Origin of the sequence: Neobacillus niacini (assembly GCF_023715415.1) — a bacterium.
GTDB lineage: Bacteria > Bacillota > Bacilli > Bacillales > Cytobacillaceae > Neobacillus > Neobacillus niacini_C.
The window spans coordinates 13,961-39,713 of sequence record NZ_JAMBOB010000010.1; the positions used below are offsets into that span (position 1 = coordinate 13,961).

The 25,753-nt window shown below is 37.8% G+C and carries 27 protein-coding genes; 10 read left to right on the forward strand and 17 right to left on the reverse strand.

The features are described from left to right. Window positions 1-16 precede the first annotated feature (16 nt). Window positions 17-1,057: a phosphotriesterase gene (locus M3189_RS21360; protein ID WP_251637710.1), complete on the reverse strand. Its 1,041-nt coding sequence runs from the start codon at window positions 1,055-1,057 to the stop codon at window positions 17-19. Between the two features lie 507 nt (window positions 1,058-1,564). Further along, window positions 1,565-2,125 carry a TetR/AcrR family transcriptional regulator gene (locus tag M3189_RS21365; RefSeq protein WP_251637713.1) on the reverse strand — a complete coding sequence of 187 codons (561 nt, stop codon included), beginning with the start codon at window positions 2,123-2,125 and terminating at the stop codon, window positions 1,565-1,567. 132 nt (window positions 2,126-2,257) lie between these two features. Between M3189_RS21365 and M3189_RS21370 the strand changes: the two genes are divergently transcribed. After that, window positions 2,258-3,028 (forward strand): IclR family transcriptional regulator, encoded by a 771-nt coding sequence (locus tag M3189_RS21370; protein WP_251637715.1) that lies wholly within the window; start codon window positions 2,258-2,260, stop codon window positions 3,026-3,028. A gap of 50 nt (window positions 3,029-3,078) precedes the next feature. Here M3189_RS21370 and bcp read toward each other — a convergent pair whose 3' ends face one another. Further along, complete coding sequence (gene bcp / locus M3189_RS21375) at window positions 3,079-3,549, reverse strand: thioredoxin-dependent thiol peroxidase (RefSeq protein WP_251637736.1); 471 nt, start codon at window positions 3,547-3,549, stop codon at window positions 3,079-3,081. A gap of 65 nt (window positions 3,550-3,614) precedes the next feature. After that, complete coding sequence (locus M3189_RS21380) at window positions 3,615-4,019, reverse strand: potassium channel family protein (RefSeq protein WP_353057468.1); 405 nt, start codon at window positions 4,017-4,019, stop codon at window positions 3,615-3,617. Window positions 4,020-4,194: 175 nt separating this feature from the next. On the opposite strand from M3189_RS21380, the gene M3189_RS21385 reads away from it, so the two are divergent. The 3 genes from M3189_RS21385 to M3189_RS21395 all read left to right on the forward strand — a co-directional run bounded on the left by M3189_RS21385 (window position 4,195) and on the right by M3189_RS21395 (window position 11,511). Then, window positions 4,195-5,490 (forward strand): glutamate-1-semialdehyde 2,1-aminomutase, encoded by a 1,296-nt coding sequence (locus tag M3189_RS21385; RefSeq protein WP_251637738.1) that lies wholly within the window; start codon window positions 4,195-4,197, stop codon window positions 5,488-5,490. 288 nt (window positions 5,491-5,778) lie between these two features. Then, window positions 5,779-10,248 carry a glutamate synthase-related protein gene (locus M3189_RS21390; protein WP_251637747.1) on the forward strand — a complete coding sequence of 1,490 codons (4,470 nt, stop codon included), beginning with the start codon at window positions 5,779-5,781 and terminating at the stop codon, window positions 10,246-10,248. 189 nt (window positions 10,249-10,437) lie between these two features. Continuing rightward, complete coding sequence (locus M3189_RS21395) at window positions 10,438-11,511, forward strand: FUSC family protein (protein ID WP_251637749.1); 1,074 nt, start codon at window positions 10,438-10,440, stop codon at window positions 11,509-11,511. Between the two features lie 44 nt (window positions 11,512-11,555). On the opposite strand, the gene M3189_RS21400 is transcribed toward M3189_RS21395, so the two are convergent. The 5 genes from M3189_RS21400 to fabL form a co-directional block, all read right to left on the reverse strand. Then, window positions 11,556-13,331 carry an ABC transporter ATP-binding protein gene (locus M3189_RS21400; protein ID WP_251637751.1) on the reverse strand — a complete coding sequence of 592 codons (1,776 nt, stop codon included), beginning with the start codon at window positions 13,329-13,331 and terminating at the stop codon, window positions 11,556-11,558. A 108-nt stretch (window positions 13,332-13,439) separates the two neighbouring features. Then, entirely contained in the window at window positions 13,440-13,970 is a 531-nt protein-coding gene (gene ntdP, locus M3189_RS21405; protein ID WP_095249190.1) for a nucleoside tri-diphosphate phosphatase, read from the reverse strand. Window positions 13,971-14,164: 194 nt separating this feature from the next. Continuing rightward, the gene (locus M3189_RS21410; RefSeq protein ID WP_090760403.1) at window positions 14,165-14,422 is read right to left on the reverse strand and encodes a YgaB family protein; all 258 of its coding nucleotides are present in this window, start codon (window positions 14,420-14,422) and stop codon (window positions 14,165-14,167) included. A gap of 282 nt (window positions 14,423-14,704) precedes the next feature. Continuing rightward, complete coding sequence (locus M3189_RS21415; RefSeq protein ID WP_251637753.1) at window positions 14,705-15,034, reverse strand: gamma-type small acid-soluble spore protein; 330 nt, start codon at window positions 15,032-15,034, stop codon at window positions 14,705-14,707. Window positions 15,035-15,104: 70 nt separating this feature from the next. Continuing rightward, on the reverse strand, window positions 15,105-15,854 hold the full coding sequence (gene fabL, locus M3189_RS21420; RefSeq protein ID WP_251637755.1) for an enoyl-[acyl-carrier-protein] reductase FabL: 750 nt from the start codon (window positions 15,852-15,854) through the stop codon (window positions 15,105-15,107). Between the two features lie 114 nt (window positions 15,855-15,968). On the opposite strand from fabL, the gene M3189_RS21425 reads away from it, so the two are divergent. Then, window positions 15,969-16,193 (forward strand): hypothetical protein, encoded by a 225-nt coding sequence (locus M3189_RS21425; protein ID WP_251637757.1) that lies wholly within the window; start codon window positions 15,969-15,971, stop codon window positions 16,191-16,193. 11 nt (window positions 16,194-16,204) lie between these two features. On the opposite strand, the gene mutY is transcribed toward M3189_RS21425, so the two are convergent. After that, window positions 16,205-17,317 carry an A/G-specific adenine glycosylase gene (gene mutY, locus M3189_RS21430; RefSeq protein ID WP_251637759.1) on the reverse strand — a complete coding sequence of 371 codons (1,113 nt, stop codon included), beginning with the start codon at window positions 17,315-17,317 and terminating at the stop codon, window positions 16,205-16,207. A gap of 122 nt (window positions 17,318-17,439) precedes the next feature. Here mutY and M3189_RS21435 point away from each other — a divergent pair, with 122 nt between their 5' ends. Further along, window positions 17,440-18,420 (forward strand): metal-dependent hydrolase, encoded by a 981-nt coding sequence (locus M3189_RS21435; protein WP_251637761.1) that lies wholly within the window; start codon window positions 17,440-17,442, stop codon window positions 18,418-18,420. Between the two features lie 59 nt (window positions 18,421-18,479). Here M3189_RS21435 and M3189_RS21440 read toward each other — a convergent pair whose 3' ends face one another. Further along, window positions 18,480-18,749 (reverse strand): YfhJ family protein, encoded by a 270-nt coding sequence (locus M3189_RS21440; RefSeq protein WP_251637763.1) that lies wholly within the window; start codon window positions 18,747-18,749, stop codon window positions 18,480-18,482. Between the two features lie 138 nt (window positions 18,750-18,887). Between M3189_RS21440 and M3189_RS21445 the strand changes: the two genes are divergently transcribed. Next, window positions 18,888-19,061 carry a small, acid-soluble spore protein K gene (locus M3189_RS21445; RefSeq protein WP_133370586.1) on the forward strand — a complete coding sequence of 58 codons (174 nt, stop codon included), beginning with the start codon at window positions 18,888-18,890 and terminating at the stop codon, window positions 19,059-19,061. Window positions 19,062-19,114: 53 nt separating this feature from the next. Here M3189_RS21445 and M3189_RS21450 read toward each other — a convergent pair whose 3' ends face one another. Continuing rightward, the gene (locus M3189_RS21450; RefSeq protein ID WP_179161419.1) at window positions 19,115-19,438 is read right to left on the reverse strand and encodes a YfhH family protein; all 324 of its coding nucleotides are present in this window, start codon (window positions 19,436-19,438) and stop codon (window positions 19,115-19,117) included. Window positions 19,439-19,524: 86 nt separating this feature from the next. Here M3189_RS21450 and M3189_RS21455 point away from each other — a divergent pair, with 86 nt between their 5' ends. Then, the gene (locus M3189_RS21455; RefSeq protein ID WP_251637765.1) at window positions 19,525-20,202 is read left to right on the forward strand and encodes an SDR family NAD(P)-dependent oxidoreductase; all 678 of its coding nucleotides are present in this window, start codon (window positions 19,525-19,527) and stop codon (window positions 20,200-20,202) included. A gap of 9 nt (window positions 20,203-20,211) precedes the next feature. Here the strand turns inward: M3189_RS21455 and recX are convergent, their stop codons facing one another. Beyond that, window positions 20,212-21,021 (reverse strand): recombination regulator RecX, encoded by an 810-nt coding sequence (gene recX, locus M3189_RS21460; protein WP_251637767.1) that lies wholly within the window; start codon window positions 21,019-21,021, stop codon window positions 20,212-20,214. 147 nt (window positions 21,022-21,168) lie between these two features. On the opposite strand from recX, the gene M3189_RS21465 reads away from it, so the two are divergent. Then, window positions 21,169-21,303, forward strand: a complete 135-nt coding sequence (locus tag M3189_RS21465; RefSeq protein ID WP_081825373.1) for a YfhE family protein — start codon at window positions 21,169-21,171, stop codon at window positions 21,301-21,303. 144 nt (window positions 21,304-21,447) lie between these two features. Further along, on the forward strand, window positions 21,448-21,636 hold the full coding sequence (locus M3189_RS21470) for a YfhD family protein (protein ID WP_251637770.1): 189 nt from the start codon (window positions 21,448-21,450) through the stop codon (window positions 21,634-21,636). Between the two features lie 155 nt (window positions 21,637-21,791). Here M3189_RS21470 and M3189_RS21475 read toward each other — a convergent pair whose 3' ends face one another. From M3189_RS21475 to M3189_RS21490, 4 genes are all read right to left on the reverse strand, one after another. Further along, complete coding sequence (locus M3189_RS21475; protein ID WP_251637772.1) at window positions 21,792-22,379, reverse strand: hypothetical protein; 588 nt, start codon at window positions 22,377-22,379, stop codon at window positions 21,792-21,794. Next, entirely contained in the window at window positions 22,372-22,866 is a 495-nt protein-coding gene (locus M3189_RS21480) for a hypothetical protein (protein WP_251637773.1), read from the reverse strand. Before M3189_RS21480 ends, M3189_RS21475 begins: the two co-directional genes overlap by 8 nt. 181 nt (window positions 22,867-23,047) lie before the next feature. Further along, window positions 23,048-24,424 (reverse strand): argininosuccinate lyase, encoded by a 1,377-nt coding sequence (gene argH / locus M3189_RS21485; RefSeq protein ID WP_251637781.1) that lies wholly within the window; start codon window positions 24,422-24,424, stop codon window positions 23,048-23,050. Window positions 24,425-24,484: 60 nt separating this feature from the next. After that, window positions 24,485-25,696, reverse strand: a complete 1,212-nt coding sequence (locus M3189_RS21490; RefSeq protein WP_251637783.1) for an argininosuccinate synthase — start codon at window positions 25,694-25,696, stop codon at window positions 24,485-24,487. Window positions 25,697-25,753: the final 57 nt, after the last annotated feature.

The following is a 25,753-nucleotide window of genomic DNA, read 5'->3' on the forward strand; positions in this document are numbered from 1 at the left end:
TATTCACTCCTTACGATTAGTTTTTCTTTGCTACACCAACGGATTCTTTTTCCGCAGCTACTGATGTATTCACCGTTAATACACGTTGTGGGTTTTCTTCTAAAAGAACACGAACTTGCTCGTCCGTCACCCCTGCTTTCTTTAACAGTGGTACGAATATTGTTAGTAAGTAATCATAGCCAATATCTTTTGCTTCATAACCTTTGGCAACACCAACCGCATTTGTTGAAACTAGAACGTGATTGCCAAGACCTTCATTAAATAGTTCAGCAATTAGTTGAACACGCTTCTCATCGTTCACATAGCCTTCGTTTGTAGTCCAGCCAACATGGTCAAATGCCACATAAGCTCCACGACGGGCGACAGCAAATGCTTCCCCATGATCTACAGCATCGAGACGATCCATACCTCCGATGATGATACGGTTTGCTTCAATGCCTTCCCCTAATAAAATTTCTAAATCGTTAACAGCATCTTCACCGTATTGTACGGATACAGGTACTCCTGTTCTCTTTGCAGCTTGTGCTGAACCACGGAAAAGATTAATTTCTTTTTCGGTGATACCACTTTGACTTGCGATTGAAGTTACTAATCCTGCTAGACCCGAACGTTCAATACGTGGTACAACAATACCTTCGGTTACCTCTTTTGCGAACAAATCGGCAAATTGTTCTGCTGACCATGGTGTAGGAGGATTCTTTTGAGGTGTAACAAAGTAACCACTTAACATCGGCTCAGGCCCTAAGCCTGTTGACGCTACAATATGGACACCTGTTGTTTTAGAAAGAGTTTCATAGAGTTTTACATCACGGCCATGGAACATTCCACTGCGGTCAACAATGGTTTTTCCCCCATTGCGTCGAAATTCAGTAAGCTTTCTTTTTAAGACCTCAAAGATTTCACTTTTATCCATGTTTATCTCTGGCGCATATTCCGCACCGGGAACAACAGAAAGAAGTGATTCATGAATATGAACAACACCTAATTCATCTGCTGGTACTAATCCGAGAACAGTCTTAACCACGTCCGAACTTTTTTCTTGTAAATGATTTAGCATTGTAGAACCTCCTCATATATTTTTAATTCTTCACCATAAAGACTTTGTAGAAGATGATTTAATCGTTTAGAGAATTAGGTAAACAGACTGGTCGGTCCAATAAAAGCGTAGCACCAAAACCTTTATAATTATTGATACCGAATTCCCTAAACAGACTGGTCGGTCCAATAGTACTATAAATAAAAAAACGATTAAAAAAGTGTTGGGTTTATAGGTCGAATCTCCCCCACATAATGCTACTTTTTGATGTAATCGCTTTCTTTCCCCATAAAACAGTGTTGTAATCTATGTGATTAATATCATATTATGATATTGTTATACCAAAGTCAAACAATTTTAACTTTTTAAAATAAACAAAATATTAGTTATTATTTTACTATATTGATCATTATTGGCAGTACTCTACCATTTTTTCATAAAAAAAAAGCTGACATAATAGCCATTTTTAAAGGCTATTAGACAGCTTGCATTATAAAAAAAAATTATTCTTTGGATAATAAAAATCAATCATGATTTTTTAAGTACTTTCAATAATTCATTTGAGATTACTTTTAGTGGGGCACTTGATTTTTGTGTTAAACAAAGCATTATCGCACCTTCAATTGAAGCAATCATCATGAGAGCTATAGAATTTGCATATTCTTTTGAAAACCCGTCTGCTTCTAACTTAGTACAATATATCTTTTGCATCTTCATGTAAAGGTCAGAACATGCGATTCGAACTGGTTCACTGAGAGACCCTATTTCACTAACAAGGCTAGTGAATGTAGAAACAACAACCCTGCCTGCTTCTTCAAAGTCGTTAATTAATATATCAATCATCGCCTGTGTAGCTTCTTGAGTCGTTTGATATTGTTTGAAAATATCTATCATATGTGTTGTAATCGTTTCATCTATTGACTTAAGACAAGTAATAAGTAATTCCTCTTTTCCATTTGGAAAATGATGATAAAACGAACCTTTAGAAATGTTGCAAGCCTTTATAATTTCAGTTACCCCTACACCCTTATATCCTTTTTGTTGGAATAGCGGTGTCGATATCTCGATTATCTGTAATTTAGTATCCATTTCTTAGAAAAACTCCTTTATACTAACAGGTCTTTTTCTACTATATCAATAAATGTAAAAGGGCGCCATTCTATTTCGAGAATGGCGCCCTCCTATGGTAATATTGAAATTAAAGTCTATAGGGGGTTACATATGGAAGTCTTAAAAAAAGGAACGACGATTCAATCATTAGAGGTAGGAATGGGTATTATAGAAACAATCACCCGACAAGGGAGACCATTAAAATTTTCCGATATTCAAGAGTTAACACAGATTACAAAAAGTAATCTTTATAAATACTTAAATACCTTTACACAATTAGGCATCCTTTATCGTTACCAGGGTACGGGAGAATATGTACTAGGGAGCAAGTTGATTGAGTATGGTATGGCTGCTGTTGATCAAGAAAATGTAATCGACCGGATTACACCTTTTATGCATGAAATTAACGTGAAGTTTTCGAATACCGTTCTATTTTCAAGCTGGACCCAAAATGGTCCAATGATTTTAAAAGATTTGAACAACAATCGAGGAATAAATATTGGCGCTCAGATTGGAACCTTACTTCCTATACGTTCTGCATCGGGCAAAGTGTTCATGGCCTTTATGGATGAGCAACTGATTCTTGAATGGAAAGAGAAAGAATTTATGCAAATTCCGCCAGATAAGGCAAGTCAGCTTGAAGTCGAATGCGAATCCATACGAGAGAAAGAAATTGCCTTTGCAAGGGAACCGCTTGTACCATCCGTGTCATCCGTTTCCATTCCGATATTAAACTATAAGAAAAAACTCCTAGGTTCAATAACAGTTGTAGGCTTTTCAGAAGTTATCCCTCAAAATGAAAATAATGAACTATCTCAATATTTAATTGGTATCAGCAAAGAAATTTCAGGCAGTTTCGGCTATAGCTCACAGGTGCTATAAAGAACGAATAGTAAAAAAGCGAGGGAGCTCCCCCGCTTTTTTGCTGACTTTTAGGCTAAATTCTCTTTTACAAACTGTAAAGCTTCTTCCACATGCCCTTTGACCTTCACTTTTCGCCATTCTTTTGCTATTTTACCTTCTTTATCAATAACAAATGTAGATCTTTCAATACCCATATATTCTTTACCAAAGTTTTTCTTTAATTTCCAAACCTCGTACAATTCAGAAACCTGGTGGTCTTCATCAAATAATAGTAAAAAGGGTAAGTTGTACTTTTCAATAAACTTTTCATGCTTACCTATAGTGTCTGGACTGATTCCAATAATTGTGCAATTTAACTGTGCAAAGTCATTGTGAAAATCTCTAAAATCACATGCTTGAGTAGTACAGCCAGGTGTCATATCCTTTGGATAAAAGTACAATATAACATTTTCACCTTTAAAGTCTGACAGTTTTACTTTTTCACCATTACTAGCTAATAATTCAAAATCAGGTGCTTCTTTCCCTAACTCGATTGCCATAACTTAATCACCTCATGGAAAGTATTCTCTTCCATAAGCCTAACCAAACATGATCGACAATACAACTATTTGATTTCTTTAACTTCTCTGTCCATTAATGCACGTGCCACAAACGCTGCAGGCAGTGTATAGCCAATTAAAGCCTCAACAACAGCAACCATTCTGCCCAAGCCGTGTGGTACAACATCCCCATTACCAACAGAAAATAATGTCATTGCACTGAAATAAAAGCTTGTTTCAAACAAATTATAATTATTTTCATGATTTGTTTCTACGAGCAATGACACACCCTTTAATTCAAACAATAAATAGATGAGGCCAAACCCTAGAATAACAGTTAAATAGATAGACCCTAAAAAAAGGGCATTTTCAATGGATACAAATTTCCCTTTTATTGTGTTTGGTATAAACAATGTTCGTATACTCATAAAGATACAGAAGATAACAATTGGCAATAAGAAATAGAACATCAGCAGTCACCTCAGGTAGACATCATTAGTCTCATTCTATGCAGGCTTGGACGATAAAATATCAACAATCCTTTCTAAAGTAACGGGGCAGTTAAATTTTCAAAAGTAAAACAAATAAAAGTCCATAAAAAAAGTGCTATTATTAGGAAGGAATCCATTTCAAGGAGGAAAAATAATGCAACTTACAAATTCAGAACGAATACATAATGAAGCTTTAGAGCACATTGTTGGCGGGGTAAACAGCCCTTCCCGTTCCTATAAAGCTGTTGGCGGCGGTGCCCCAGTCGTTATGGAACGTGCTCAAGGCGCCTATTTTTGGGATGTCGACGGAAATCAGTACATCGATTACCTAGCAGCTTATGGTCCAATTATCACAGGACATGCTCATCCACATATAACAGAAGCTATCAAAAAGGCTGCAGAGAGCGGAGTTCTATATGGCACTCCTACTCCACATGAGGTAAAGTTTGCAAAAATGTTGAAAGTAGCCATGCCTTTTTTAGAAAAGGTTCGGTTTGTGAACTCCGGTACTGAAGCAGTCATGACAACGATTCGTGTTGCACGTGCCTATACTGGCAGAGATAAGATTATTAAGTTTGCCGGATGTTATCATGGTCACTCTGATCTGGTTCTTGTTGCTGCGGGGTCAGGTCCATCTACACTTGGAACCCCTGATTCTGCTGGTGTTCCAAAGAGTATTGCCCAAGAAGTTATTACGGTTCCATTTAATGATATTGAGCCTTTTAAAGAAGCATTAGAAAAATGGGGCGACCAAATTGCTGCTGTTTTAGTTGAACCAATTGTCGGGAACTTTGGAATTGTAGAACCAAAACCTGGATTCTTACAGCAGGTAAACGATCTTACCCATGCTGCAGGCGCTCTAGTTATCTATGATGAAGTCATTACCGCTTTCCGCTTTATGTATGGAGGTGCACAGGATTTATTAGGGATTCAGCCTGATTTAACAGCCCTAGGGAAAATTATTGGCGGTGGTCTGCCAATTGGAGCATATGGTGGAAAGAAGGAAATTATGGAAAAAGTAGCGCCACTTGGGCCTGCCTATCAAGCTGGAACAATGGCAGGAAATCCAGCCTCCATTCTTTCAGGAATCGCATGTCTCGAAGTATTAAAGCAAGAAGGGGTATATGACTACCTTGATCGCTTAGGGGCAATGCTTGAAGAAGGAATTCTAGAAGCTGCAAAAGAGCACGGTATTCAAATTATGATTAATCGTTTAAAGGGTGCTTTTACCGTTTATTTTACAAATGAAAAAATTGAAAACTATGAGCAAGCAGAAAAGACAGACGGTGAAATGTTTGGCAGGTTCTTCAAATTAATGCTGCAACAAGGTGTTAACTTGGCACCCTCTAAATACGAAGCCTGGTTCTTAACCATTGCACATACAGAAGAGGACATCGAAGCAACACTTCATGCAGTAAATAATGCATTTTCCTTACTCGCAGACGAATAAATATACATTTCTTATTCACTTATAGAGAGTGTAAAACACTCTCTATTTTTAACTACCACAATGAAAACGTTTACATTAATACTTTTCTAATTATACAGCTCCCTAATACCCTTCATTTTCCTATCCACTTTTTTGCATATTTATTTGATTTCTGAAAATTCATATGATATATTATTTTCACGCAATCTTATTAAATTGTGCCCTAATTTCTTTGTCAACAAATCTTACATTTATAAGCTAATAGGAGGTGAGCGGCTTTAGAGGAAATTTCAGCTGAAGCCAAATAATATGACAGAAAGATGGAATCCTTCCCTTTTTAAAGATTTTCATAAGCATGAACATGATGCCTGTGGAATTGTAGCTTGTCTTGAAAAGAACAAGCAGCCTACTAGAAAAAACATTTTTGATTGCATAGATGCCCTTGTTACAATGAATCATCGTGCTGGTTTTATTAACGGTGAGGGCGATGGTGTTGGAATTCATGTTGATATTCCTAAGGCACTGTGGAAAGAAAAGTTACAAAATGCAAATCTTGATCCCTCCCTAGCTGACACAGATAGCTTTGCTGTTGGTCATGTTTTTATCAGCCAAAAAGCTAACTGGGAATCTACTAAACAAGAATTACTTCAAAAACTAAAAAACTACGATTTAGAAATCATCTTTGAAACAAATCAGGTTACCGACTCTAGTGCTCTCGGCCCAATCGCCATTCAAGAAAATCCAGTTTTCTGGCAATTCGCATGCACATCCAAAAAGGATGGTCAAGAATTAACCAAGGTATTATTCGATGCGATTATTGATTTTGAAACCAATGAATATGTTCATGTTGCATCCTTAAGCCAGAATCATGCTGTTTATAAAGTAATGGGTGCCGGAGATATTCTTCCTCGCTACTATATGGATTTAGCCAATCCCATTGTTGCCTCAACCGTAACACTTGGTCATAACCGCTATTCCACTAATACACTTTCAAGCTTTTTCCGAGTTCAGCCATTTAGTGTTCTTGGACACAATGGAGAAATTAATACCATCGCAAAGCTTCGTGATGAAGCTAGAATGATTGGTGTTCCACTCGTTAAAGATGGCAGTGACTCACAGGATTTAAGCCGGACAATGGAAACATTGATTTGCCGTGAAGGGTATACGCTATTCGAGGCAATTGACCTATTATTCCCGCCAATTATCAATGAAATTAAAGCATACTCAGAAGATTTACAAGACTTATATACTTATATTCGCGAAGCATGGGGACATTTTGCTCAGGGTCCTGCCGGTATTATTTCTAGATATGGGAATGAAGCTGTTTTTAGTGTCGATGCGCTAGGTCTACGTCCACTTTGGATGCTGGAAATAGAAACTTCATATTTATTCTCATCTGAACCAGGCATCATTCCCTCAAGTGAGTATGTTAATGACCCTAAGCCACTGGCTCCTGGTGAAAAAGTCGGCTTTAAGTGGAGCAATAGTAAATTAGAAGTTTACGAGCAGGACAAATTTCAAAAAGAGGTAGTTAACCGCTATTCGAAGCGCTTGAATCTTCATGGTTCAAGAGTTCGTTTACAGGCACCTTCTTTAGAAAAAACAATAATGATGAATTATCCAGATAAAATTCATAATGGACAATATAAAGCTTTTGGCTGGGAAAGAGACCACATTCAATTAATTGAGCAAATGGCTGAAAAAGGTGTCGAGCCGATTCGTTCACTTGGTCATGATGCACCACTTGCGGCTCTAAATCCTGAGCGCAAAAACCTTGCAGATTATTTTAAAGAAAGTGTTGCCGTTGTTACGAATCCTGCGATTGACCGAGACCGTGAAACGGAGCATTTTTCAACACGGGTTATTATTGGAAAACGTCCTACTCTATTTAAAAATGAAAAAACAGATACACTTCTAGAGTTAACCACTCCCCTTCTACTAGAAGGCAAAGCAGGTTATAGCTCCTCCGAGACTATTGGCCAACCGAGCTTCGATCAAGTGGTACAGCATTTCCAAGAAGAGAAGCTAGTTGCGTTTATTTCAATGACCTTTAGAAAAGATGAGAACATTGACACTGCATTAACAAGAATTTCTGAAGAAGCTGTTAAAGCTGTACTTTCTGGAAAGAGTTTAATTGTTCTTGATGATGCGAAAGCACATCAGGAGGACTATTATTGGATTGATCCGCATTTAGTTACATCTGCTATTGACCAGGCGTTGGTAAAGGCAGAAGTAAGAAGAAATTGTTCTATCGTGCTGCGCTCTGCATCTATTCGTTCGCTGCACGACTTGATTACTGTTTTTGGATTAGGTGCAGATTTAATCAGCCCTTATTACATGTTCATGACAGTCCTCGATGAATCCAATAAACCTCTAATTAACCTTTATAGCGCACTTTCTAAGGGGCTTGAAAAAGTTATTTCAACCATTGGTATTCATGAGCTACGAGGCTATGGCAGACTGTTCTCAAGTATTGGTCTGCACGAAGAGATTGCAAATATATTAAATATCGTTAACTTTTTTGGATCTACTGAGATTGAGAATAATTTTGAGGCAATGAAGAATGATGCTTTTCAAAGAGCTGAGGATTATCATAATGAGAAGGAAAGAGTCGGGAAAACCTTCCACCTCTTCCCGCGTATTTGGAAGGCTATCGGTGAAGTTGCAGCAACAGGTGACTACAGTGCCTACCGTGATAAAATTAGTGAACAAGAAGAGCAGAATCCAACAACGATTCGCCATTTAGTTCAATTAAAGAAGAGCATTCAATCCATTTCCCCAACGCAAGTTGATATAACTGTTGGTGAGCATGATTTGCCGTTTATTATTTCTTCGATGTCGTTTGGTTCACAAAATGAGATTGCCTTTAGAGCTTACGCGGAAGGTGCTGACCGCTTAAACATGGTCAGTCTAAATGGTGAAGGCGGCGAAATCAAGGATATGCTGGGTAAATTTCCTAAAACCAGAGGACAGCAAATTGCCTCCGGACGATTCGGAGTTAACGCTGAGCTTTTAAACTCTTCTAATCTATTAGAAATTAAAATTGGGCAGGGTGCAAAGCCTGGAGAAGGCGGCCACTTACCTGGCTCAAAGGTAACTGCTAAGGTTGCTGCAGCACGTAACGCTACACTTGGATCAGATTTAATTTCACCATCAAACAATCATGATATCTATTCAATAGAAGATTTAGCCCAAATGATCCTAGAATTAAAAACAGGTAATGACCAAGCGAGAATTGCAGTAAAAGTCCCTGTTGTTCCCAATATCGGTACCATTGCAGTTGGTATTGCTAAAGCAGGTGCTGATATCATCACCTTAAGCGGATTTGACGGTGGTACGGGTGCAGCCAGAATCCATGCGCTCCAGCACGTTGGACTCCCTGTCGAAATCGGTGTAAAAGCAGCTCATAATGCCCTGCTTGAAAGCGGACTTCGTAATAAAGTAGAGATTTGGGCAGATGGCGGTATGAAGAGTGCCATGGACGTCATGAAGGTTATGCTACTTGGTGCAAACCGTGTTGGTTTTGGAACGCTTTCGATGCTTGCAATCGGCTGTACCACTTGCCGTGGGTGTCATTTAGATACCTGTCACGTTGGTATTGCAACCCAAATTGAATCTGAAGTTCAAGCGAAAGAACATGGACTCCGCCGCTTCGTTCCACGTCAGTTGGATTTAGCTGTAAATGGAATTATGAATCTATTTTCATCCTTCGGAAATGAGTTAAAGGCTCTTGCCGCTTCTGTTGGGATCACAAAGTTACAGGATGCAGTTGGACGGTCTGATTTATTAGAGCAAGTAAAAGGAAAGAATCAGCTTAGCCTCTCCTATTTACTTAAGCCGCTAGAAATTAGCCAATTCTCAAAATCAGAAGAAACAAAGGCTTTCCAAGAAGTCCAAATGCAAGTGGCAGTTGGTGCCGAGTATTTAGACGCTAGCGTTGATCAATTACATTCTTCTCGTGAATTTGACAGCGTTACTTCTGAACAGCGTGTCTTAGGCAGCAGAGTTTCCTGTCACCGTGTTCGTGGAAGACTTGATGGTTCATACCAGCAGCTTCCTCCTGTGCAGCTTAAGTACAAGAATGGCTCCATTCCTGGAAACGGCTTAGGTGCTTACAATAGCGGCGGTATTGAAATCACTGTTAATGGCGGCGGTCAGGATGGTGTTGGAAAAACATCTTTTGGCGGCAATATCTTTATCCTTAAATCAAAAGGGAAAAATGGGAATTATTATAATGGTTCTGTCGGAAAAGGGTTTGGATATGGCGCACAAAAAGGTCTGCTAGTTGCTCAAGGTAATGCTGACGCTCGTGCAGGAATCCGCCTTTCCGGTGCTGATTTGATCATTGGCGGCTCAGTGAAGCAGCCACTTCCTGAAATAGAAGCTGGAAATATTGGTGCCAATGCAAATATTAAAGGCTTTGCATTTGAATACATGACAAATGGCCGCGGCTTAGTATTAGGAGACCCAGGTCCATGGATTTGTGCCGGGATGACTGGTGGAGTCGTATATGTTCGCCAGCAGCCTGAGGTTGGTTTAACAGCCCAAGCGATTATGAGAAGGATTGCGAAAGGTGCAAAGGTTTCTGTCATGAGCTTAACTGAAAATGGGAAAAAAGATGTTAATGAGCTTCTAGGTAAATATACAGATGTACTTGCTAAAGATGGACAGACAGAAGAAGCTAATCAGCTTCGAGCACTACTCACTAACCCAGAAGATCACTTTATTCAAATTGTACCAGTAAAAGAGCAGGCCGATCCAGCTGTATCAACAGAATGATATGAAAAAAACGTCCGCATTCTATTGCGGACGTTCTTTTTTGCGTATTGGAAAATATCTTTAACTATTACTTAATTAAATTCATACAATATCTCTTGATTAAATATTTGAATCCATGTATAGTACGTAAATGTTCATTATGAAGTAAACTAAGAACAACGACTTAAATTTGAAAGGAAATTATTTAGAATGAAGTTAGGTGCCCGCATTTTCAAAACGGGAATTGCAATTGTTTTATCCCTTTATTTAGCACAGCTACTGCACTCCCCCTCTCCTGTATTGGCAGGTATTGCTGCAATCTTTGCGATTCAGCCAACGATTTATCGTTCTTTTTTAACGATAGTTGAACAAATACAAGGAAATTTAATCGGGGCAATTCTTGCAGTCATTTTTGTCCTGCTACTAGGAAATCACATTATCATCATTGGTTTAGCTGCTGTGATTGTAATTATTATTAACCTCAAATTAAAAATTGAAAATACAATCGGACTTTCCCTTGTAACGCTAGTTTCAATTATGGAAACCCCTGGTACTGACTTTATTCCGTTCGCAGGAATTCGTTTCTCAACGATTATGATTGGGGTATTTTCTGCCTTTGTCGTCAACCTTGTCTTCCTGCCGCCAAAATATGAAAACAAGCTTTATTTTAGGATATCAGAGACAACCGAGGAGATAATTCGCTGGATTCGATTAAGTACTCGGCATGACTTCGACCATAATCTTTTAAAAGCCGATATTGAAAAACTAAAAGATAACTTAATGAAAATGAGCCAGTTTTATTTATTGTATAAAGAAGAAAGAAGTTATTTCAAAAAAACTAGTCTAGAGAAGTCGAGAAAACTGGTGATTTTTAGACAAATGACATCCGCTGCCAAAAAGGCACTTGATACATTAAAGAAACTTCATCGATTTGAAAATGAAATGCTTCATCTCCCTGAAAACTTTCAACAGTCGATTCAGGAACAGCTCGACTGTGTCATTTATCATCATGAGCAGTTAATGCTTCGGTATATTGGAAAAGTCCCAACACCCTCGGACAGTGAAACGAATACCTGTATCAATAATAAAGAGTTATTCGAGTTATTCTTGACTCATCAAAAACTTTACAACAATCAAGACGATTCGCATTTATATCACACGATGCAAATTATTTCTTCTATTATTGAATACGGTGAACAGGTTCAACATCTTGATACACTAATAACCAGCTTTCACTCCTTTCATCATAATGAGGTTTCCATTGAACAAAAGGAGATTGAATAACAAAAAACTTACCGGAGTTTCTGGTAAGTTTTTTTCAGTTTATACTATGCCTGAAGTGGTGTTTTTTCTTCATGCTGTTCAAGCTGCTGGACTTGAAATAATTTATAATAATTGCCCTGTTTCGCCATTAATTCATCATGTTTGCCGACTTCGACAATTTTTCCATGTTCGATTAAGACAATTCGATTTGCGTGGGTGATGGTCGATAACCGGTGGGCTACAACAAATGTCGTTCGATCCTTCGCCAGCTCATCCAATGCTTCTTGAATAAGATGTTCACTTTCTAAATCAAGAGCTGAAGTTGCCTCATCTAATATCAAAATCGGCGGATTTCTTAAAAATACGCGGGCGATGGCCACTCTTTGCTTTTGACCGCCTGAAAGCTTTACGCCTCTTTCGCCGACCTTCGTATCATACCCATTTGCTAGATTCACAATAAAATCATGCGCATTGGCCGCTTTGGCAGCTCGATAAACCTCTTCATCACTTGCGCCAGGCTTACCTAATAAGATATTGTTCTTTACAGATTCACTAAATAAGATATTGTCTTGAAACACTACACCAATTTTGTCCCGTAAGGACTGAACATTAAAGTGACGAATATCCACTCCATCTAAAAGAATTCTACCCTCCGTGACATCGTAGAAACGAGGAATCAGGCTGACAAGTGACGACTTGCCTCCACCGCTCATCCCCACAAGGGCAATTGTCTCCCCTTTTTTCACATCAAGGTTGATATCTTTTAGAATCATGTCCTCTGATTCATTGTAGGTAAATTGAACATGATCAAATGTGATGTCCCCCTTCACATCCTTACACTCAACTGCATTAGGAGCATCAACAATATCATATTTTACATCAAGGAATTCAAATACCCGATCCATTGAGGCGAATGACTGAGTTAGAGTTGTGGAAGAATTTACAAGCCTTCTTAACGGATTGTACAATTTATCAATATAAGCAAAAAACGCAATCATTGTTCCCAGCGTCAGACTCCCTTGGATAACCAAGTAAGCTGAGTAACCTATAACCAGTAGCGGTGCAATATCAGTGATCGTATTGACAGCCGCAAATGCCTTTGCGTTCCAGCTCGTGTGCTCTAAAGCCTTATCTAAAAAATTCTTATTTTGCTTGTCAAACTGCTTTTGTTCAAACTCTTCAATCGCAAAGCTTTTAATCACTGGCATTCCTTGAACCCGTTCATGTAAATAGCTTTGTACCTCTGAAAGTGCTTGTGAGCGCGTCCGGGTGAGTTTACGAAGATTACCAAAAAAGTACTTGATAGAGATCGCATATAGCGGGAATAGCATGATGGATACAAAAGTAAGACTCACATTCATGTAGAACATTATAATAATGGCAATAATAATTGTTGCGATATCGAGCCAAAGATTCATAAGACCAGTAATCACGAATGTTTTTGTCTGCTCAACATCATTTATAACGCGTGATATAACTTCTCCTGACCGTGTGTTGGCATAATACTTAAAGCTGAGTTTCTGGATATGTGTATACATCCGATCCCGAATATCGTATAGAATTTTACTCGACGTCCATTGTGCGAAATATTGACGATAATACTCAATCGGTGGCCTTACGACGACAAAAACAACTATCATAATTCCCATTATGATTAGTAATTTATTTAACTTCTCATCACTTGTTAGACCACTTGCCCCAATAATATCATCCACTACATATTTTATTAGCATGGGTATCATAAGCGGGATAGCGAATTTTACAATCCCGATAATAATCGTCCCGATAATTTGAAGTCTATATGGTTTAACAAATTCGAGATATCTGCGAACACTGCTCAAGATATGCCCCTCTTTCTGCGCTGTCACATTAATAAGAACAGGGAAAGATGATGAAGACAGCTACAATATATGTAGGTGCCTTCATCATCTTTCCGAAACATTCTTTCATTAACGTCTGTACGTTAAATAACGTTCATACCAAATATCAATAAAATCTGGCGCAAATGGTCCTTTGCGCTGCCGAATCCATTGAATTAGCTTTTCTACATTTCTTTTCAGAATTTGGTCAATAACCTCAGGATACTTCATCTCACGACGGTGGCGTTCATACTCATCTTCGTCTAACAAATTAAACGTCATATCAGGGAATACCTTAATATCAAGATCATAATCAATATATTTAACTGCTTCACCATCAAAAATAAATGGTGAGCTGAGATTACAATAGTAATAAATACCATCTTCACGAATCATCCCAATAATGTTAAACCAATACTGTGAATGAAAATAACAAATCGCTGGTTCTCTTGTAATCCAGGTTCTTCCATCTGACTCGGTAACAATTGTACGATCATTCCCGCCAATTACCAGATTTTGCGATCCTTTTAAAACGGTCGTTTCTTCCCAGACGCGATGGATGTGCCCATTGTGCTTATAGCTATGTATTTGTATTGGTTCACCTTCGATGGGTACGCCCATGATTCTCCCCTTCTTCCTTCCTAAACGCTTTGTAACCTTTCTTCTAAGCATTAAACGACAAATGGCAACAAAGTTCATTTACTATTTCTTATTATTATAACGGTTGAGTAAAGAATTTAAAACAAAAGAGCCATTGATTTCAATGACTCTTTGAAAAAATTTGCATATTTTTCAATCTTTTTTTGATTTTCGACCTAAATAGACGGTTCTAAATCAGTTTCACGGTAGGATTGGATGACTTCCTCCGTTTGTTTTTCAAAGATTTCCTGAATCTCTTTTAACTCTTTTTTCATTTGATTAATATCAAATTGGACACTTTCTAACTCTGTTTCATTTTGAAGAGTCTGTAGTTGTTCTTCAATTTCCTGACACCGCTCAAGCTCACCTTGAAGGTATAGTAATTTTTCCATTGTCATCATCTGCTCAGATACTAAACGGTTAAAATGATCCATTTACCACACCGCCTTATTTTTACTTCCTAATATGTATTCTTTAATAAATAGATTTATCCTTTGACTAGTTATGTAGACTTGGGAGAAGTTTTGTCGATTTGCGGAAAAGCGGAAGCGCCTTGACCAGGGGCGACAGGCATAAGACGAGCCGGCGGGAAGGTTGTTCTTTAACCTTTCTGACGGATTGGCTTATGACCCCGAGCCCCTAGGCGCTGTAGCTAGACAATTAACTAATTTTCCACTGAAAGAAGGCACCCTTAGGTGCCTTCTAGTTACTACTTATTAGCTTTGACCAAATTGACCAGAATTGCCTTGGCCTTTGTTAGCTTGAGACTGCTGATTTTGCTTTCTCACTTCTGCAGCATCTGTTTGGCTAGCGAATTCTGTTCCGAATTGACCAGCTGAACCAGTAGCTCCAGCAGAGCTTTTACCAGCTTGAGATTGCTGATTTTGTCTTCTCACTTCTGCAGCATCAGTTTGGCTAGCGAATTCAGTTCCAAATTGACCAGCTGATCCTTGACCACCTTGAGATTGAGCGTTTTGTTGTCTAACCTCTTGGATGTTTGTTCCAGCAGACGTTTTGTTAGGTTGTTGATTGAAGTTGTTTGCCATTGTAATCACCTCCACGAAATTAATATGTCCCTCTCCGTGGAGATTATCCTAAAAAAATTTTTAAAAAATATTAAACGAGTAAGGAAATTCCTCCGTCAACTATAATCGTTTGTCCTCTAATCATGCTGGATTCTTCTGATAATAAGAACATAATACAATTAACTATGTCCTCTATTTCCACCATTCTCCCTGCTGGAGTTTTCTCCTTTGCTTCCTGAAGAAGCTCCTCACGGTTTGGAAAATGAGTTAACGCTTCTGTATCGACAGCTCCGCCAGAAACCGCATTTACAACAATATTTTTAGCTGCTAACTCAACTGCTAGATACCTCGTTAAGGCTTCTAACGCAGCTTTAGAAACACCTACTACGGTGTAATTTTCTAAGTAACGAATGGACCCTAATGAACTGATGCTGACAATCTTGCCTCCACCATTTTTCTCCATTAACTTTGCTGCTTCCTGTGCACAAAATAATAATGCCTTACTGTTAATATTTATGGTCCAATCCCAGTGATTTTCTTCTAGTTCCATTATAGGACGCTGCACTCCAGAGGCAGCATTATTAACAAAAATATCTAACCTGCCAAATTCCTCATCAATTTGTTGGAACATTGCCTTAATTTTACTAACATCCCCGACATTCGCTTTTACCACTAAAACCTTTCGGCCTAAAGCTTCAATTTCCTCTGCTACTTTTAGTGCAGAACTTTTACTACGTGCATAATTGATAACAATATCATATCCTGCTTGAGCAAGCTTTAAGGCTGTAGCCTTCCCTATTCCCCTGCTGCTGCCTGTTACTAGTGCTACTTTTTGTGTCATATACTCGGGTTCCCTTCTAAATCATGTTTTGTACTCATTTTAAACTTTCCATGCATAGATGACAATCGATTACAAAACATAAGGCTAATAAACAGTTGAGAAAGGAAGAAAATTATGTATGTAGGACGAGATATGACAGAGCTTTCAATGGTCTCTAAAACCGATTGGAGGGACAGTGAACTAGCCTTCTTTCATCACTCCTTACAGCAAATTGCACCGTACTTAAATAGCGAAGGAGTAACCATTCATCGTGAAATAATCGAGGAAATTGAAAATCGCGGCGGGATAAAGCGTCAAGAAGCAGATTATACACATGGAACAAAAACTAGTTATGATTAATAAAGAACGCCTTAATTCAGGCGTTCTTTTTTGATATTCTTTGTATACAGCTTAAGCATTTTTTGGAAAGAAACCGGAAATGCATAGTTTTCTATTTCAGATAAGGAAATAAATTTCCATTCATTCCCTTCTGGAAAGTCAGAACTAATTGTTCCTGTAAATACACGGATGTTCCAAATCAAATGGGAAAAAATATGTTCAATTTGACCAATACCCTTTTCAATCAAAATATTCATATCAAAGGAAGTTTTGAAAAGATCAATGATTTGGGTACGATCCATCAGTATCGGTTGATGAATTTCAACATTAGGAAATTCCCATAAATTTGCAAGTAGTCCTGTTTCAGCACGTTTATGAATTAAAATTTTTCCTATTTCATTTTTCACAATAACTGCTGCTAGTTCAACATTCTTCTGTGAACTCTTTTTAGATTTAATTGGAAGTTCTGACTCTACTCCCTCATGAAAGCCTTGACAATGGTCACGAACAGGGCAGAGTAAACAAGAAGGAGATGTTGGCGTGCAAATTAAGGCGCCAAGTTCCATTAATGCCTGATTAAACGCAGAAGGATCATCATGAGAGATGAGCTGTCTAACTGCATTTTCAAATACCTTTCTAGTAGCTGGCTTTGCAATATCCTCCCAAATCGAAAGGATTCGTGATAATACCCTCATTACATTACCATCTACGGCGGGTTCAGGTATACCATAGGCAATACTTAAAATTGCGCCGGCCGTGTAGGGGCCAACCCCCTTAAGGTTTGAAATTTCTTTCGGAGTATTAGGTACCTGACCGTCGTATTTCTCGTTTACTTCTTTTACAGCTGAATGTAAATTTCTTACTCGCGAGTAATAACCTAGACCTTCCCACGCTTTTAGAACTTTATCATCATTTGCGTTCGCAAGGTCTTCTATTGTTGGAAACCATTCGATAAATCGATTAAAATAAGGAATAACCGTATCTACTCTTGTTTGCTGCAGCATGATTTCTGAAACCCAAACTTTATAAGGGTCCTGGTCTTTCCTCCATGGCAATTCACGTTGTTCGGCTTTAAACCAGGAGATTAAATCATCTTGAAAATTTTCTATTGAGATTTTTTCTATATTTTTCAACTCATTTACCATTACTAAAATGCCTCCAAGTTAGTTAAACAAAAAGAAATAAGGGAATATAATAATAAGCATTTTTTAACGATAAGCCAATTTCGTCAATTTGACAAGAATTAATTAAGGGAGGAATTTTCCTTTTGGATACTGGAACTCATGTTGTAATGGGAATTGCACTAGGAGGTCTTGCGACTCTTGATCCTGTAGTTGCAGATAGCTCTGTAACTGCAACAAGTGTATTAATCGCTACAATTGCAGGCTCACAAATACCTGATATTGATACAGTTTTAAAGTTAAGAAATAATGCCATCTATATTCGTAATCATCGAGGAGTCACACACTCTATTCCAGCTGTACTTTTATGGCCTCTTATTCTTTTAGCAGTGATTTATCCCTTTTTTCCTAATGCAAATCTTCTTCACCTATGGGGATGGACATTTGCAGCGGTGTTTATCCATGTGTTTGTAGACATTTTTAACGCTTATGGCACGCAGGCTCTTAGACCTTTTACCTCAAAATGGGTTGCGCTTGGAGTAATCAATACCTTTGACCCGATTATATTTGGAATTCACATAGTAGCCATTATTATTTGGGTTTTTGGCGCAGATCCCGGTTACACATTTTTAACGATGTTTATCGTGTTATTTGGATATTATCTACTCCGGTTTTATGCTCAAGGTAAAGTAAAGGCTGAGGTTAAGAAATTAATTCCAGACGCGACGGATATCATTATTGCCCCAACGATGAAGTTTCATCTATGGAGAATTGCAGCGATGAACGAAGGTGAGTTCTTTGTTGGCCGAGCGGCAGGAACGAATGTTGAGATACTAGACCGTTTTAAGCGAGTACCGGTACCGGAGACTCCTGTACTCGAAGCGGCTAAAAAGGATAAAAACCTAGCTGCCTTCCTGTCGTTCTCGCCTGTCTATCGATGGGAATTAGATGAGTACGATGACTATTACGAAGTTCGTTTTATCGACTTGAGGTACCGCAGCAATGGGCATTATCCGTTCGTGGCAGTCGTACAGTTAGATTTAGAGTTAAATCCAATTAGTTCCTATACCGGCTGGGTGTTCAGCGAACAGAAGTTAAGGAAAAAACTAAATATTATTCCCAGTTAATTAGAAAAGCTGCAGTTAGACAATTAAAGTAAAGGCGAGTGACTTATAGCCGCTCGCCTTTACTTTATTTCATTCTTATCTTGGATGAGGAAATCCTTATACTTTGGATTTTTGGCTACAAAATCATGGAGTCTTCCGCCATATGTCTCAATCCATTGTCTAACAATTCTTTCCGTCATTTCACTGCCAAGGTAATCTCTTCCTGCCTTCGCAGCGGTGGTTTCAAAGTCCTCCCACATTAACTCAATCCAGGTCCGGGCTTGATTGTAGGATAGCAATTCGTTTTTTTCTAACAACAGCTTTGCTAATCTTTCATGGTAATCGTTCATACATTCACCTCATTGCCAATTTCTTATAACATAACCTAAACCTAAATATCGAATACTAATATCACGTGGTAAGCACTGGTGTGACGACACTTTGCTTTTCACGGTTTCTCATTCCCGTTTAATGGAGGTACCAACATGGTGAGAAATAAAGCAAGGAATTTCCCGAACCAAAATAACAACAAGCTTGAAGGAGAGCCGCGGGCGAAAGCAGAATATGCTTCAAAACGGGCTGACGGAACAATCAACACTCATCCACAGGAGCGTATGCGTGCTTCTGGTGAGCGTGAAAATGATACACCCGAGTATTTTTAAATTGGATTGAAAAATGAGACAAACCAGGGAAGGTACTCTGGTTTGTCCTTATTTTACTTTAGCCATTTTAACATTGATATCGGCAATGCTTCTTCTTTGCCATCACCCTTTAATCGGTATCCCCAGGCAAAAACACCATTCATATAATCTATCTTAAAATATTCCCCAGGGTCACCTTCAAGTTCATAAATTTCACCCGGTTTAAAAGCAGTAGGATCTAATAAATAGGCCCTGGCCATTGCTGCTTTTCTCTCTAATACAGCATATTCACTGACCATTCCCATTTGCTCTGCTTTTCTTCCCTTTTCTAACAACTGGGCAATTTCCTGCTTTAATTCATGCTCGGTCATTGTGCTATATCGTTTCTCCTGTTGCATAAAAATCCACTCCCATTTTCGTTTTTTCTCTTATTTTAGTATAGTTATTTTTATGTAAATAATAAAGGTTTGAAGGAGAGATTTCTGTGAAAACCATCATTGTAACCGGAGCAGGTTCCGGATTGGGGAAGGAATTAGCCATATTATTTTCGCAGCAGGGTTATCATGTCTTATTGACTGGAAGAACGGTTGGTAAACTTTCAGAAGTTACATCCGAAATCGAACAAGCAGGTGGTACCGCAGATTATGTTGTTCTTGATGTTCAAAGTGAAACAGATATTTTAATAAAGATAACCGAAATAAGCAAAAATTACCGAATTGTTGGTTTGGTTAATAATGCGGGTGTCGGTCATTTTGGACCTTTTGTTCACATAACGGAGAAAGAAATCAGTGAAATGCTTAACACGAATGTTCTCGGAACGATTTTAATGACAAAAGCAGTCTTACCTTTACTGCAAGAACAAAATGATGCTCTGCTGATGAATATCATTTCAACAGCGGGATTAAGAGGAAAAGTGAATGAAGCTGTTTATGCGGCAAGTAAATTTGCTGTAAGGGGCTTTACGGAAAGCCTGCAAAAAGAGTACGAAAATAGCCATATTAAAATTAAAGCCATTTATATGGGTGGGATGGATACCCCATTTTGGGCAGGGAGCAATCACGTTGCCGACACTTCCCGCTTTCGGTCACCTAAAGAAGTAGCTGAATTGATTATGGAGCAACTCGGCCAAGATGAGATTATTATTGAAAGCAAAAAATCATGACATCCTTTGTCATGATTTTTCTATTTCTGCTATATATTTTTCAATAATATCCATGGAAAATCCTTTTCGATATAAAGCCTGCTTCATTTTTTGATCGTATTCAAAGCCACTATATTTACAATACTTCCGATGTGCTTTTTCACCTTGGAATCTTATCGCTTCCATTTCCTCATCAGGTTCTTTGTCCGTCAAAGCTTCACTTATGGCGATTTGGATAATATCAAAGGAATAACCCTTACGTAATAATAATTGCTCTATTTTTTGCTTCATAATCCGTTGGGAATCCTTTGAATACTTTTTATATAATTTCAGTGATATCTTCGTGGCTTTTTCAACCTGTAGCTCTAAAGAATACTCTGCTAAAGCAAGGGAGATGTATCCCTCTTTTATTCCTTTCTCTTTTAACTCCGTACGAACGAGGTCCGGACCTTTATCTGTCGTATTCATTTGTGTCCTTACATAGGATAGGGCAAATTCCTCATCATTGATAAACTTAAAAGCAAATAATTTATGAAGAACTTCATTAATAATGGGTTCCTCAATATCTTTTTGGGTGAGATAATCCTTTATTTCCTTTTCTGATCTCATTCTTCTTGCTAAATAATTTATAGCCATATTATATGCCTTGCGAATGGAATCTTGATGCTGTATTTCTAGAAACGAAAAGTCATCTATCTCCATGCCTTTTTTTAATTGGAATTTAATAAGGACATCACTATCAACACTAAAGGCATATTCTTCGCCTTTTCCATAGTCCATAAAAATATTAAAGCGATCTGTATTTTTCTGCTGTGTGGTGATTTTTGTAATAACAGCCATATTATTCACCTCATCAATACTTTATCATATTTTTTCTTCAATGGAGTATCATTCCATTCTGAAAAGGTAAAAATGGAGAATGTGCTTAATTTTTTCCATAAGCTTTTTAACGATTAACAAAATTAAATGTTGAAAGGAATGAGCAATATGGCAGAAAAGAAGAAAAAAGATAAGGATAGAGGGAAATATTCCCTTACAAGTATGCAGGAAGTATCCTACCAGCGTGAATTTAAAATGGCAGACCGTGCTGGGGGCTTCCATGACAAAAAGACTCGATTATAAGTAAATAGCGGGAGGCGCCTGCTTTTTATGCAACGTGAGCTCGATAAGGAGTTTTTTCCATTCATGAACTCTCTTTATTAGTAAAGGCTATATAAGGGAACCTAATTGAGTTCCTAAATGCCAACATTGAAAGGGGTTTTTGTAATGGGTCGTGCGCAGGGACATAAAACTCGTGATAAGAACAAAGCTTCGCTTCCTCAGGTTCCAAAAAACATGAAATCTGATGGAAATGATGTGGAGTATTCCGCTGAATTTGCTGACCATGCAGACCTTGAGGCAATGGCACGAGCAAATGCAGCCAACCAGCGCGTTACAAACAAACGCAGAAAATAACCCTTTTTAAAAAATCTGGCAGGATTCTATTGCTGCAAAAAAAGAGAAGCAGGATATTCCTGCTTCTTTAAAATATATAAGGGAGAAAACTTAATTAAATCATCGCACACTTTTAACATAACAATGGTAGAAATGTGAATGGGTTTCGAACTAAGTTAAATGGTAATTGATTTAAGTACGTCCCCCACACTCGCTCTAAAAACAGGATATTTTTGATTATGAAGATCTAAAGATTCCTTTTGCTTACTAAATCCTATCTTAGGAAGGATTCTTTCTCCGTCACTAGAAATAGCAACAGCTCCAATTTCTTTAACAACGATACCCAACTTTTCCAATCTTCTTAATTCTTCTGGAATTCCATGAATAATTTTTTTTGCATAGTGAGTTCGATTAACATCGTAGATATCGACAATGATTGAAATAAAATATAAATATACTTCCTTGGGATTTTTATAATCTAAAACCATTTCTGATAATTCCTTTTCCTCAAGTTCTCCCCTAAGAATGGATTCGTAATCTTCTTTTACTAATGGAAAAAGACTAAAAATGCCCTTTATTCCAGTATCTGTTCTAAGTACATTATATACCTCAGGATTCTTTTGCATGATTTTAAAAACATATTCTTCTGACACATGCCATTCAGCAGGATATATTTTGTAATTAAGGTCTAACATACTATAAATATCACTGGGTATAGCTTTTGTTATATCAGTAACACTATTTTCTTTATTATTCTCATTCACGTTCTGCACTCCGTTCCATTTCAATTTTTTCAATAAGCTTCTTGTAAAATTTGCCTTGGTCAATATCATACAAATGATACGATTTTTTTATAGTATTTCGTGCTTGGGAACATCCTTTTAAAAAATGCTCTATAAATTGTGTCCATGCATTCCATTGTTTTTTATCATTTCTATTTTGAACAATTTGTCGATGATAAAATTCAAAAATTACATCAAATAAATTTAAATAATAATAAATAAACGCTTCTTGCTTAGCTTGAAGAAATGGACTTTCTTTATTTTCCTCTTTAGACAATGGATGTTCGTCATAAATTCCCCATAACTCCGGTTCATCTATTAAAATTTTATCAATTTCTAATAAAAGCTTGTTATGTTCAAGTATAGCCGTATTCCTTATAGTAATTTTATTGAATCGATATGTAATATAACCTGTTACAGCAGAAACAATAAATGAAACAATTGAGATTATAAGTGCAAGATTATCCATGCCCTACCTCCATATTTTCATAAATAATCCAAACCTTTTCTACTATTTGATAGATTTGTAATCTATAACTATTTCATTATTAACGATTTTTGATGCATTAACAAGTATGTTTCTTGATAAAGTAATTGAAAAAGCAGAATAGTCCCAAAAGGAACTATCCTGCTTATTTAAACATTTTGATTTATTTTCCTACCCTGGTCTCAGCGAGCTTTATTTGTTCCACAACCTGTGCAGGTGATGTCCCTCCGAAGCTATTTCGAACGGCTACAACATGTTCTGGAGATAATACCTGATAAATATCCTCTTCAAATAAAGAACTGAACTCTTGGTATTCTTCAAAGCTTAAATCAAGTAAGAACTTTTGCTTCTGAATCGCATATAAAACAATCTTTCCGATGACTTCATGTGCATCCCTAAATGGAAGCCCTTTTCTAACTAAGTAATCGGCAATGTCTGTTGCATTTGAAAAGTCGTTATTAATCGCTTTACGCATGATATCTTTGTTTACCGTCATACTTTCAATCATTGGCGCTAACAGCATAAGGGATCCTTCTAGTGTTTCCACTGTGTCAAACATCCCTTCCTTGTCCTCCTGTAAATCCTTATTATATGCAAGCGGCAAGCCCTTAAGGACAGTCAGCAGGCCAATCAAATTACCAAAAGTTCGACCCGTCTTTCCTCTTAACAACTCAGGAACGTCTGGGTTCTTCTTTTGCGGCATAATGCTGGAGCCCGTACAAAAAGAATCATCAAGCTCAACAAATTGAAATTCTTGGCTTGACCAAATCACAAGTTCTTCCGATAATCTCGAAATATGAGTCATGATAATGGAACCAATCGAAAGGAATTCTAAAATAAAATCACGGTCACTAACTGCATCCATGCTATTCGGATAGATTGTTTCAAAACCGAGCAGCTCCGCCACACGTTCACGCTTGATAGGAAAAGTAGTCCCTGCTAATGCGCCAGCACCAAGTGGAAGCCAATTAACACGCTTTAAGCTATCAATTAATCTCTCCTTATCTCGTTCAAACATCCAGAAATAAGCCATGACATGATGAGCAAATGAGACTGGCTGTGCACGCTGAAGATGGGTATAACCCGGGATTAATGTGTTAACATTCTCTTTTGCCTGCACAAGCAGAGAATTTTGAACATCCTCAAGAAGTTTAATTAATTCCGTTGTCTTTGTTCGTAAGTAAAGGTGCATATCGGTTGCAACTTGGTCATTTCGACTGCGCCCAGTATGAAGCTTTCCGCCGACAGGGCCTATTTTTTCAATCAATAATTTTTCAATATTCATATGAATATCTTCATCTTCAACTAAAAACTCGACCTCGTTTTGGTCCACCATCTTTTTGATTTCAAGTAGACCTGCCTTTATTGTATCGGCATCCTGTGTTGGAATAATGCCACATTCTCCTAGCATTTGAACATGTGCTAAGCTTCCTGCGATATCCTCTTTAGCAAGCTTTTGATCAAATGAAATCGAAGCCGTAAATTCTTCTACTAACTTATTTGTTTCTTTCGTAAATCTTCCGCCCCATAATTTGGACATTACTAGCTCCCCCTTACTCATAAAGAAGGCTGCCCTCGAAATGGTTTCGAGGGCACCTGATTATTTTACTATCGTTTCTTTAGTATTTACCTCAGAATATACTTTAGTCGGCAGACCCCAAATTTTAATGAATCCAACCGCAGCATTGTGGTCGAAAGCATCTCCTTTTGAGTAAGTTGCCAATTCTTCATTATAAAGGCTGTGTGGAGACTTACGTCCGACAACGGTATGGTTTCCTTTATGAAGCTTAACTCGAATGGTTCCAGAAACTACACCTTGGGTTTCTTCAATAAACGCATCAAGTGCTGCTTTTAATGGTGAATACCAAAGTCCTTCATAAATTATTTTAGCCATTTGCTGTTCAACCTGAGTTTTGAACTGAGTCACTTCGCGCGGCAGTGTTAAAAATTCTAATTCTTTATGTGCATTAATTAAAATTAACGCTGCTGGATTTTCATACACTTCTCTAGATTTGATACCTACTAATCGATTTTCAATATGATCAATACGACCGACGCCATGCTTGCCGCCAAGTTCATTTAAGGTTTCAATTAATTTCACTAATGGCAGTTTCTCACCATTAAGAGCAACAGGAACGCCCTTTTCAAATTCAATTTCAAGGTATTCAGCTTGATCTGGTGTTAATTCGATTGGAGCCGTCCAATCAAAGGCTGCTTCAGGTGCCTCTGCCCATGGATCCTCTAACACACCAGCCTCACAAGCACGTCCCCAAATATTAGCGTCAATTGAGAATGGATTGTCTAAGTCTACTGGAATTGGAATACCGTTTTCCTGTGCATATTTTATTTCTTCATCACGAGTCATTCCCCATTCACGAACGGGTGCAACAACCTTTAGGTTTGGATTTAGCGCTTGAATGGAAACTTCAAAACGAACCTGGTCATTCCCTTTACCAGTACAGCCATGAGCCACAGCTGCAGCCCCTTCTTTTTCAGCCACTTCAACCAATAATTTAGAAATTAATGGACGAGATAACGCTGATGATAGTGGATATTTACCTTCATATAAGCAATTTGCCTTTAAAGCTGGCAAAATATATTCTTTTGCTAGTAATTCCTTTGCATCAATCATATAAGCTTTAACAGCTCCTACATTCAATGCCTTTTGTTTAATCGCTTCTAGATCCTTTCCCTCACCAACATCAAGACCTAGTGCAATGACATCATAGCCATATTTCTCCTGAATCCATTTCACTGAAACCGAAGTATCTAAACCGCCTGAATATGCTAAAACAATTTTTTCCTTAGCCATTTTGTATTCTCCCCGCATCTATATGAATTAATATTCAATCAATAGAATTATTATACA